Raw genomic sequence first — 10,141 nt, 5'->3', positions numbered from 1 at the left:
CCGCCGGTGACCGTCCGGCGCGCCGTACCCGAACCGCCGCCCAGGGCTCCGCCAGCCAGGCAGCGGCCCCGGAGACCCCGGCAGCATCGGAGACCCCGGCCGCCACCGGGACCCCGGCCGCGCCCGCCCGCCCCCGTCGCGCCCGCTCGGCGAGCGAGGGTTCGGCCGGCCAGCGCGGCACCGACGCCCCCTGGAACAACCCCCGCCCCGCCTTCGACGACGCGGAACCCGGGGACCGGCCGGACGAACGGCGGGAGCAGCAGCCGGAGAAGGACCGGCCGGGGGGACGGCCGGAGGAACAACCGAAGGACCCGGCCGGGGAGCGGGCTGAGGACCGGCCGGAAGGAGACGAGGCGTGAACGACGCACTCGACATCGCACTCCGCCTCATCGTCGTCTTCGCCCTGTTCCTGACCCTGCCCCTGGTGATCGGCCAGACCGAGCACAAGGTCATGGCCCATATGCAGGGCCGCCTCGGCCCCATGTACGCGGGCGGCTTCCACGGCTGGGCCCAGCTCGTCGCGGACGGCGTCAAGTTCGCCCAGAAGGAGGACGTGGTCCCGGCCGACGCCGACCGCCGCATCTTCCAGCTCGCGCCCGCCGTCGCGCTGCTCCCGTACCTCCTCGTCCTCATCGCCATCCCGGTCGGACCCGGCGAGGGCGCGGTCGGCGTGATCGTCGACGCGGGCATCTTCTTCGTGCTCGCGGTCATGGGTGTCGGCGTCCTCGGCTCGCTCATGGCGGGCTGGGCCTCGGCCAACAAGTTCTCCCTCCTCGGCGGCCTGCGCACCGCCGCCCAGCTCCTCGCGTACGAGCTGCCGATGCTGCTCGCCGCCGCCTCCGTGGCGATGGCGGCGGGCACGGTCTCGCTGCCGGGCATCCTCGACGCGTTCGAGTGGTGGTGGCTGCCCTGGCAGATCGTCGGCGCGCTGGTGTTCTTCGTCGCGGGCCTGGCCGAACTCCAGCGCCCGCCGTTCGACATGCCGATCGCGGACTCGGAGATCATCTTCGGCGCGTACACCGAGTACACCGGCCTGCGCTTCGCCCTCTTCCTGCTCGCGGAGTACGCGGGCATCGTCATCCTGTGCGGTCTGACCACCGTGCTCTTCCTCGGCGGCTGGCACGGCCCGTTCGGCGCCGAGGGCCTCGGCTGGCTGTGGACCCTCCTCAAGACCGCCGTGCTCGCCTTCATCGTGATCTGGCTGCGGGTGAGCTACCCCCGGCTGCGTGAGGACCAGCTCCAGAAGCTCGCCTGGACGACGCTCGTACCGCTCGCGCTCGCCCAGATCGCCCTCACCGGCATCGTCAAGGTGGTGATCCAGTAGTGGCTCCGTTCCCCGGCTCCGGCCTGGCCAAGGGCCTGGCCGTCACCCTGCGCACGATGACGAAGAAGACCGTCACCGCGCAGTACCCCGACGTCCAGCCCGAACTGCCGCCCCGCACCCGCGGAGTCATCGGCCTGTTCGAGGAGAACTGCACGGTCTGCATGCTGTGCGCCCGTGAGTGCCCCGACTGGTGCATCTACATCGACTCCCACAAGGAGACGGTGCCGCCCGCCGCCCCCGGCGGCCGCGAGCGCAGCCGCAACGTGCTCGACCGGTTCGCCATCGACTTCGCGCTCTGCATGTACTGCGGCATCTGCATCGAGGTCTGTCCCTTCGACGCGCTGTTCTGGTCGCCCGAGTTCGAGTACGCGGAGACGGACATCCGCGACCTCACCCACGAGCGGGACAAGCTCCGCGAGTGGATGTGGACCGTCCCGGAGCCGCCTGCCCTGGACCCGGCGGCCGAGGAACCCAAGGAACTGGCCGCCGCCCGCAAGACCGCCGGGAAACTGGCCGCCCAGCAGGCCGCCGAGCAGGCCGCAGCAGAGGAGCCTCCGGCCCAGCAGGCCGACGGCACCTCCGAGGGAGGCCCCGCGTGACCGCCCTCGCCCTCACCGGCCCCGCCATGACGTCCGCCCCCAGCGGCTTCCTGTCGCCCACCGGTGTGGAGATCGCCTTCCTCCTCGTCGGCGTCGTCACCCTCGGGGCCGCGGTCGTCACCGTCACCAGCCGCCAGCTGGTCCACGCCGCGCTCTGGCTGGTCGCGGCCCTCGGCGGCCTCGCGGTCGAGTACCTCCTGCTCACCGCCGAGTTCATCGCCTGGGTGCAGGTCCTGATCTACGTCGGTTCCGTCGTCGTCCTCCTCCTCTTCGGCCTCATGCTCACCAGAGCCCCCATCGGCCGCTCCCCGGACGCCGACTCCGGGAACCGCCCGGCTGCCCTCGCCGTGGCCGTCGCCGCCGCGGCGGCCCTGGTCTGGGTGGTCGTCGACGCCTTCCGCACCACCTGGATCGACCTGGACGGCCCCGTCCAGGGCTCCACCCGGGTCACCGGAGAGATGCTCTTCCGGCACTGGGTGCTGCCCTTCGAGGCGCTCTCCGTCCTCCTCCTCGCCGCTCTCGTCGGCGCCATCGTCCTGTCCCGCAGGAACACCGCGGCCGACCACGCCGGAGCCGACCGCCCCGGAGCCGCCGCCGACCCGGACGCCGCCGACAGGGAGGGCGAGCGCTGATGCACCTCGCCTACCCCGCGGTCCTCGCCGCCCTGCTCTTCTGCACCGGCCTCTACGGCGTCCTCGCCCGACGCAACGCGATCCTGGTCCTGATGTCCGTCGAGCTGATGCTCAACGCGGTCAACCTGAACCTCGTCGCCTTCGACGTCTGGCTCCGCGACACCCTGCACGCCGGCCAGGCGCTGACCCTCTTCACCATCGCCATCGCCGCCGCCGAGATCGGCATCGGCCTGGCGATCGTCCTGATGGTCTACCGCTCCCGCGGCACCGCCGACATCGACAAGCTCCGCGACAACGCCGAGACCGCCGGCCCCGACGAGGGCCCCGCCGCACGGACCGGCACCGGCGAGAAGGCTGAGGCCACCGCGTGACCACCACGACCCTCGCCGTCCTCGTCCCCCTCCTTCCGTTCCTCGGCGCCACCGCCGGCCTCCTTCTCGGCAGGACCGCCCCCGGGTTCGTCCGCCCGCTGGCCGTCCTGCCGACCCTGACCGCGCTCGCGCTGGCCGTCCTGGTCGCCGTCCGTCAGGGCGGCGGGGGCGGCGCACAGGCCGTCGACGCGGCCACCCGGCTCACCCCGACCGGCTCGGTCCCGATCGAGCTGGCCCTCCACCTCGACGGGTTCGCCGTCCTCACGGCCGTCGTCGTCGGCGTCGTCGCGTCCTGCGTACAGATCTACTCGACGGGCTATCTCCGCGACGACCCGCGCTACCCCTCGTACGCCGCGCTCGTCTCCCTGTTCACCTCCGCGATGCTGCTCGTCGTCTACTCCGGCGACCTGATGGTGCTGCTGGTCGGCTGGGAGATCATGGGCATCTGCTCGTACTTCCTCGTCGGCCACTACTGGGAGACCCCCGAGGCCCGGGCCGCCTCACTCAAGGCGTTCCTCGTCACCAAGCTCGGTGACGTCCCGTTCCTCATCGGCCTGTTCGCCCTGGCCGCCGACGCCGGCACGTTCCGGATCACCGGGATCCTCGGCGCCGTCTCCGCCGGAGCCATCGACCACCCCACCGTCGTGGCGCTGCTCCTGCTCGCCGGGGTCGCGGGCAAGTCCGCCCAGTTCCCGCTGCACACCTGGCTCCCCGACGCCATGGCCGGCCCCACCCCGGTCTCCGCGCTCATCCACGCGGCCACCATGGTCGCGGCGGGCGTCTACTTCGTCGCACGTCTCCTTCCGCTCTTCGCGGCCTCCGCCGTCGCGATGACGGTCCTCGCCGTGATGGCCGCACTCACCATGGTCGGCTCGGCGCTCGCCGCGCTGGCCCAGGACGACATCAAACGCGTCCTCGCCTACTCGACCATCGGCCAGCTCGGCTACATGTCGGGCGCCCTCGCCGTCGGTGACCGCGGCGCCGCCGTCTTCCACCTCCTCTCGCACGGCGCGTTCAAGGCCCTGCTCTTCCTCGCGGCCGGCGTGATCATCCACGCCGCCGGAACCAACTCGCTGACCGCCATGTCCCGGATGAGCGGTCTGGCGCGGCGCGTCCCGGACGCCTACTGGACGACGACCATCGCCCTTCTCGCGCTCGCCGCGATCCCCCCGTTCGCCGGCTTCTTCTCCAAGGAGGCCGTCCTCGTCGCCGCCGAGCACACCGCCCTCGGCGACCGGGACATCGCCCCCGCCGGAGCGGGCTGGATCGTCCTCGTCTCCGGTCTGCTCACCGCCCTCCTCACCGCCGCCTACGCGACCCGCCTGTGGCTGCTCGCCTTCCGGGGCCGGGGAGCCGAGGCCCCCTCTCACGGCCGCGAGCCGCTTGTCATGAACGCCGTCCTGTGGGTGCTCGCCCTCCCCTCCCTCGCGTTCGGACTGGCCGCCTACGTCCTGGACGACTGGCTCGACGGCAACCCCCTCACCCCGACCGTCACCACCGCGGTCCTCAGCACCGGTATCGCCCTCATCGGCGGCCTCCTCACCTATGCAGCCTGGCGCCACCTCACCGCCCGCGCCGCCAGGTTCCCTGCTGCCGCCGCGGCCGGAACCCCCGCCGGGCCTGCCGTCCCGTCCGTCGCCGTGACCGGCCAGGGCGCGCCCGGAGCCGTACCGGAGGCGGAGTCCGCGATCGGGCCGCGTCCCGTGTCGGAGCCCGCCGCGTCGGAGGCCATGGCCATCACCGCCGCGCCGCCGCCCGCCACCACGGCCGCCACCGACCCGGGCCACCTGCTGCTCGGCCCCCTGTACCGGCACGCCGCGGTCGGCTTCCACCTCGACGCCGTCTACAGCGCCCTGTTCGTCCGGCCCGTCCTGGCGGCGGCCTCCCTGGTCCGCTTCCTGGACCGCGAGGTCGTCGACACCTACGTCCGCGGCGCGGGCCTGACCACCCGGCTGCTCGGCACGCTCGTCCGCCGGGCTCAGACCGGCAACGTGCAGACCTACCTCAGCGTCCTGCTGGCCGGCTCCGTCGTCCTGGCGGTCACCGCCGTCGTCCTTGCCACCGTCAACGCCGGGTCGTGAGCCGTGATCGATATCAGCGAGTCCGTGATGCAGTTCCTTCTCGCGTTCCTCGTCGTCGCCCCGCTCCTCGGTGCCGCCGCCGCCCTCCTCCCCGCCCCGCCCGGGCTGAAGGGGAAGTCACCCGGCCAGGCCGTCCTGCGCCACGGCGTCACCGTCACCGGCGCCGTCCTCCTCGCCGCCGTCGTCCTCGCGTTCGGCTTCGACCACGACCAGCCGTCGAGGATGCAGGCCACGACGGACATCAGCTGGATCAAGGCACTCGACGTGCGGATCCACCTCGGTGTCGACGGCATCTCCCTCCCTCTCCTGGTCCTGACCGCGCTCCTGAGCTTTCTCTGCGCGCTCTACAGCTACTTCAAGCCACCCGCGGGCCCGTCCCCGAAGGCCTTCGTGGCGCTGCTCCTCGTCCTCGAGTCCGGCACGCTCGCCACCTTCGCCGTCCTCGACCTGCTGCTGTTCTTCCTCGCGTTCGAGATGGTGCTCATCCCGATGTACTTCCTCATCGCCCGCTGGGGCGGCGAGGGACGGCAGGCCGCCGCCTGGAAGTTCATCCTCTTCACCCTCCTCGGCTCCGTCGTCATGCTGCTCGGCTTCCTGCTCATCGGACTGAAGGCCGGCACCTTCGACATGGTGGCACTGGCCACTGACAACGGCCGTGGACTGAGCACGTCACTGCAGGTCATCGCCGTTCTGGCGATCGGTGTCGGGCTCGCGGTCAAGACCCCGATGTGGCCGCTGCACAGCTGGCTGCCCGACGCCCACACGGCGGCCCCGACCGTCGGCTCCGTCCTCCTCGCCGGTGTGCTGCTGAAGATGGGCACGTACGGATTCGTACGCATCGCTCTGCCGGTCGCCCCCGACGGCATGCGGGTCTTCGCCCCCTACCTCGCCGCCTTCGCCGTCGCCGGGATCATCTACGGATCCCTCGCCTGCCTCGCCCTGGCTCTCCCGTCGACCGGCCGCCGCACCTCGTCGGGGGGCTCCGCGCCGCCGTATCCGACGGGCGCCAACGGCGACCTGAAGCGGCTCATCGCCTACTCCTCCGTCGGCCACATGGGCTTCGTGCTGCTCGGCATCGCGACCATGACGCCCACCGGTGTCAACGGCGCGCTGTTCGCGAACATCGCCCACGGACTGATCACCGGCCTTCTCTTCTTCCTGGTCGGCGCACTCAAGGACCGCTGCGGCACCGCCGACCTCGACACCCTCGCCGGAGCCACCGGCGCCGCCCTCTACGGCCGGGCGCCCCGCCTCGGCGGCCTGCTCGCCTTCGGCGCCGTCGCCTCCCTCGGCCTGCCGGGGCTCGCCGGGTTCTGGGGCGAGATGCTCGCCATGTTCGGCGCCTTCCAGCCCGCCCCCGGTCTCAGCCGCCCCGCCTTCCTCACCTACATGGCCGTCGCGGGCTTCGGCACGCTGCTCACCGCCGCATACCTCCTCGTCGTCGTGCGCCGCGTCTGCATGGGCGCCGCACCCGCCGGCGACCAGCCGCGCCTGGCCGACGTCCAGGCGTACGAGTTCGCCGCCTGGACGCCCCTGGTCGTCCTCACCGTCCTCGCCGGACTCTGGCCCGCGGTCCTCCTCGGCCTCACCGACCCGGCCGTGCAGCAGCTCCTCGCAGGAGGCAAGTCGTGACCCCCGCCGCCACGAGCGCCGCCCTTCTCCCGACCGCGTCCACCGCCGGCGACGTCGTCCAGACCGTCGACTGGGCCGTGATCGCCCCGCCGGTCATCGCGGCCGTCGTCGCCCTCGCCGTCCTCGTGGCCGACCTTTTCGTGTCACGGGACCGCCGTACCCTCCTCGGCTGGGCGGCCGTCGCCGGACTGGCCGCCGCGCTCCTCAGCCTGGCGCCGCTCCGCTCCGGCGAACGCTCCACCTTCTGCCTCACCACCGGCACCGACGCCTGCAGTTACGTCGCGGACCACTTCACCGTGGTCATCCAGTTCCTGGTGCTCGGCGGCGCCCTGCTGACGGCCCTGCTGTCCCTCACGGACACCCGGGACAAACTCCCCGCCGGGGAGTTCTGGTTCCTCCTGCTGGCCTCGGCGGCCGGAGCCGCGCTGCTGCCCGCATCCCGGGACCTGGCGACCCTCGTCGTCGCCCTGGAGGTCGCCTCCCTGCCCGCGTTCGCGCTCGTCGGCCTCAAGCGCGGCGACCGGATGTCCGGCGAGGCGGCCCTGAAGTTCTTCCTGTCCTCCGTGACCGCGACCGCCGTCACCCTGCTCGGCGTCAGCTTCGTGTACGCGGCGACCGGCACCCTCCACCTGACGGAGATCGCCCGGCAACTCGACGACGTCCCCGCTCAGCTCGGCACCCTCACCAAGACCGGAGTCGCCCTCACCCTGGTCGGCTTCGCCTTCAAGACGGCCGCCGCGCCCTTCCACTTCTGGGTTCCCGACACCTACGTGGGCGCGCCCCTGCCCGTGGCCGCGTATCTGTCCGTGGTCGGCAAGGCCGTCGGCTTCACCGGGCTGATCCTGGTGACCGTCGTCGCCTTCCCGTCGTACGCCGATGTGTGGGGCCCCGCCCTGGCCGTGCTGGCGGCGCTGACGATGACCGTCGGCAACGTCGCCGCCCTGCGGCAGGTCTCCACGCGTGCGTGGAGCGCGATTCGCCTCCTGGCCTGGTCGTCCGTCGGACAGGCCGGCTACCTCCTGGTGCCGATCGCAGCCGCCGCGTACTCCAGCGACGACCAGATCGGCGCCACCGTCGCGTACGCCCTGATGTACGCCGTCGTGAACCTCGGTGCCTTCGCGGTCGCCGCCGTCGTCGCCCGTACGCACCCGGCCAACCGCATCAGCGACTACCGGGGCCTGTACGCGACCCGGCCCGTGACCGCGCTCACCATGGGATTCTTCCTGCTGTGCCTCGCCGGGCTGCCGCCGGGCATCATCGGCCTGTTCGCCAAGGTGGTGGTCTTCTCCGCCGCCGTCGACGCTGGCCTCGGCTGGCTGGCGGTCGTCATGGGCGTGAACGTGGTCATCGCCCTGTACTACTACCTGCGCTGGACGGCGGTCCTGTTCCGCGCGCCGGAAGCAGCCCCGGAAGCAGCCCCCGAGGAGGCCCTGGCGGCGGCACCGGCGGCCGTCCCCACGGCGGTTGCCGTACGGCTTCGGGTTCCCGCCCCGCTCACCGCGGCCGTCGCGCTGACCGGAGTCGGCGGTGTCCTGCTGTCCGGCTACCCTCAGCTGGTGCTGCGTTTCGCCGCGACCTCCCTCTTCTGACCTTCCGACCCGCCCTAGGAGCAGGACCCGTGCTGAACGGCTTCAAGGACTTCATCCTCCGCGGAAACGTCATATCCATGGCCATCGGTCTGGCCGTGGGTGCCGCTTTCACCGCCGTGGTGACGGCCTTCACCCAGGCCTTCATCACGCCGCTGATCGGCCGCGCGACCGGTGCCGCGGGCGACTTCAGCGAGGCCACCTTCGAGCTCGGCGGCACGGAGTTCCCGTACGGCCTGTTCGTCAACGCGGCCCTGGCCTTCCTGATCACCGCGGCGGTCCTGTACTTCTTCGTCGTCGTCCCGATGAACAGGATCCAGGAGCGGCTCAAGAAGGAGGAGCCGTTCGACATCAAGGCCCAGACGCGGGACTGCCCCCGCTGCTACACGGCCGTCCCGGCCGTAGCCAGCCGTTGCGCGCACTGCACGAGCGAGATCAAGCCTCTGCCCGAGGCCCTGGAGAAGGCCGGGCTGCCCGCCCCGCGCTGATCCCGGCAGCTCCTTCCGAATCACCCGGACGGCCGAGCCCGCCGCCCCGTCGTACCCCGTGAGCCCTGGGGAACCAGCCACTTCCGCCTGGCGTTGACCAGTACGGGAGGGTCCACTGGACAGTGGAGAAGACCAGCGAGTGGTTCCCCTGGCACCACATGGAGGGCGTACCGTGCACCGCCGGCACAATGGGTTCAGGACCGCCGTACTCCTCGGAGGACTGTCCGCGCTGATCATCCTGATCGGCAGCTTCTTCGGGCGTACGGGCCTGGTCGTCGCCGTCGTCATCGCCCTCGGCACCAACGGGTTCGCGTACTGGAACAGCGACAAGCTGGCGCTGCGGGCCATGCGCGCCCGCCCGGTCAGCGAGTTCGAGGCGCCGCAGCTCTACCGGATGGTGCGGGAGCTGTCCACGCAGGCCAGGCAGCCGATGCCCCGGCTGTACATCTCCCCGACCCAGGCCCCCAACGCGTTCGCGACGGGCCGCAACCCGCGCAACGCGGCGGTCTGCTGCACGGAGGGCATCCTGCGCCTCCTCGACGAGCGCGAGCTGCGCGGCGTCATCGGTCATGAGCTGAGCCATGTCTACAACCGCGACATCCTGATCTCGTCGGTCGCCGGCGCCCTCGCCTCCGTGATCGTGTTCCTCGTCAACTTCGCCTGGCTGATCCCGATCGGCCGGTCCGAGGACGACGAGGGCCCGGGGCTGCTGGGGATGTTGCTGATCATGATCCTCGGCCCGCTGGCGGCGTCGGTCGTCCAGCTCGCGATCAGCCGCTCGCGGGAGTACGAGGCGGACGCCTCGGGGGCCCGGCTGACCGGCGACCCGCTGGCCCTGGCCAGCGCCCTCAGAAAGCTGGAGACCGGGACGCAGCGGCTGCCGCTGCCGCCGGAACCCAGGATCGAGACCGCCAGTCATATGATGATCGCTAATCCGTTCCGGCCGGGACAGGGCATGTCCCGCCTGTTCTCCACCCACCCGCCGATGGCGGAACGCATCGCCCGGCTCGAACAGATGGCAGGACACCGCCCGTGAAGACCATTCTCAACATCATCTGGCTCGTCCTCAGCGGCTTCTGGCTGTTCCTCGGCTACCTGGTGGCCGGCCTGATCCTGTGCGTCACGATCATCGGCATCCCCTTCGGCCTCGCCGCCTTCCGGATCGGCCTGTACGCCCTCTGGCCCTTCGGCTACACGGTCGTCGACCGCCGCGACGCGGGCGCCCCGTCCTGTGTGGGCAACGTGCTGTGGCTGCTCCTCGCGGGCTGGTGGCTCGCGCTCAGCCACATCGTCACGGGTATCGCTCTGTGCGTGACGATCATCGGCATCCCGCTGGGCATCGCGAACTTCAAGATGGTCCCGGTGTCCCTGCTGCCGCTGGGCAAGGAGATCGTCCCGACGGACCAGGCCATGGCGGGCAGCTGGTAG

At 71.7% G+C, this 10,141-nt stretch carries 10 protein-coding genes and 1 pseudogene; all 11 read left to right on the top strand.

Features of this window, described 5'->3' with window-relative positions:
• Positions 1 to 359, top strand: a pseudogene (locus I3F58_RS16815) (NADH-quinone oxidoreductase subunit C); the annotation flags it as partial.
• Positions 356 to 1,324: a complex I subunit 1 family protein gene (locus tag I3F58_RS16810; RefSeq protein WP_240109425.1), complete on the top strand. Its 969-nt coding sequence runs from the start codon at positions 356 to 358 to the stop codon at positions 1,322 to 1,324. The pseudogene I3F58_RS16815 and the gene I3F58_RS16810, both read left to right, overlap by 4 nt.
• Positions 1,324 to 1,923 (top strand): NADH-quinone oxidoreductase subunit I, encoded by a 600-nt coding sequence (locus I3F58_RS16805; RefSeq protein WP_240109424.1) that lies wholly within the window; start codon positions 1,324 to 1,326, stop codon positions 1,921 to 1,923. Before I3F58_RS16810 ends, I3F58_RS16805 begins: the two co-directional genes overlap by 1 nt.
• A gap of 26 nt (positions 1,924 to 1,949) precedes the next feature.
• The gene (locus I3F58_RS16800) at positions 1,950 to 2,555 is read left to right on the top strand and encodes an NADH-quinone oxidoreductase subunit J (RefSeq protein ID WP_240109429.1); all 606 of its coding nucleotides are present in this window, start codon (positions 1,950 to 1,952) and stop codon (positions 2,553 to 2,555) included.
• Entirely contained in the window at positions 2,555 to 2,926 is a 372-nt protein-coding gene (nuoK, locus tag I3F58_RS16795; protein WP_240109423.1) for an NADH-quinone oxidoreductase subunit NuoK, read from the top strand. The genes I3F58_RS16800 and nuoK overlap by 1 nt, the downstream gene beginning before the upstream one ends.
• Positions 2,923 to 5,007, top strand: coding sequence for an NADH-quinone oxidoreductase subunit L (locus I3F58_RS16790; RefSeq protein ID WP_240109422.1), 2,085 nt, complete (start codon positions 2,923 to 2,925; stop codon positions 5,005 to 5,007). Before nuoK ends, I3F58_RS16790 begins: the two co-directional genes overlap by 4 nt.
• Positions 5,008 to 5,010: 3 nt before the next feature.
• The gene (locus I3F58_RS16785; RefSeq protein WP_240109421.1) at positions 5,011 to 6,639 is read left to right on the top strand and encodes an NADH-quinone oxidoreductase subunit M; all 1,629 of its coding nucleotides are present in this window, start codon (positions 5,011 to 5,013) and stop codon (positions 6,637 to 6,639) included.
• Positions 6,636 to 8,228, top strand: coding sequence for an NADH-quinone oxidoreductase subunit N (locus I3F58_RS16780; protein ID WP_240109420.1), 1,593 nt, complete (start codon positions 6,636 to 6,638; stop codon positions 8,226 to 8,228). Before I3F58_RS16785 ends, I3F58_RS16780 begins: the two co-directional genes overlap by 4 nt.
• 29 nt (positions 8,229 to 8,257) lie before the next feature.
• Complete coding sequence (mscL, locus tag I3F58_RS16775; RefSeq protein ID WP_240109419.1) at positions 8,258 to 8,713, top strand: large conductance mechanosensitive channel protein MscL; 456 nt, start codon at positions 8,258 to 8,260, stop codon at positions 8,711 to 8,713.
• A gap of 172 nt (positions 8,714 to 8,885) precedes the next feature.
• Positions 8,886 to 9,749 carry a zinc metalloprotease HtpX gene (gene htpX / locus I3F58_RS16770; RefSeq protein ID WP_240109418.1) on the top strand — a complete coding sequence of 288 codons (864 nt, stop codon included), beginning with the start codon at positions 8,886 to 8,888 and terminating at the stop codon, positions 9,747 to 9,749.
• Complete coding sequence (locus I3F58_RS16765) at positions 9,746 to 10,141, top strand: YccF domain-containing protein (RefSeq protein ID WP_240109417.1); 396 nt, start codon at positions 9,746 to 9,748, stop codon at positions 10,139 to 10,141. The genes htpX and I3F58_RS16765 overlap by 4 nt, the downstream gene beginning before the upstream one ends.

Origin of the sequence: Streptomyces sp. MUM 203J, assembly GCF_022414595.1 — a bacterium.
In the GTDB taxonomy this organism is placed as follows: Bacteria; Actinomycetota; Actinomycetes; order Streptomycetales; family Streptomycetaceae; genus Streptomyces.
The sequence above is the reverse complement of the archived record's forward strand: the minus strand, read 5'-3'. Positions and strand labels throughout refer to the sequence as shown.

Excerpts from the sequence above, each read along its gene's own strand:
- nuoK (WP_240109423.1), top strand. The coding sequence starts at position 2,555 with ATGCACCTCGCCTACCCCGCGGTCCTCGCCGCCCTGCTCTTCTGCACC.
- I3F58_RS16800 (WP_240109429.1), top strand. The coding sequence starts at position 1,950 with ATGACGTCCGCCCCCAGCGGCTTCCTGTCGCCCACCGGTGTGGAGATC.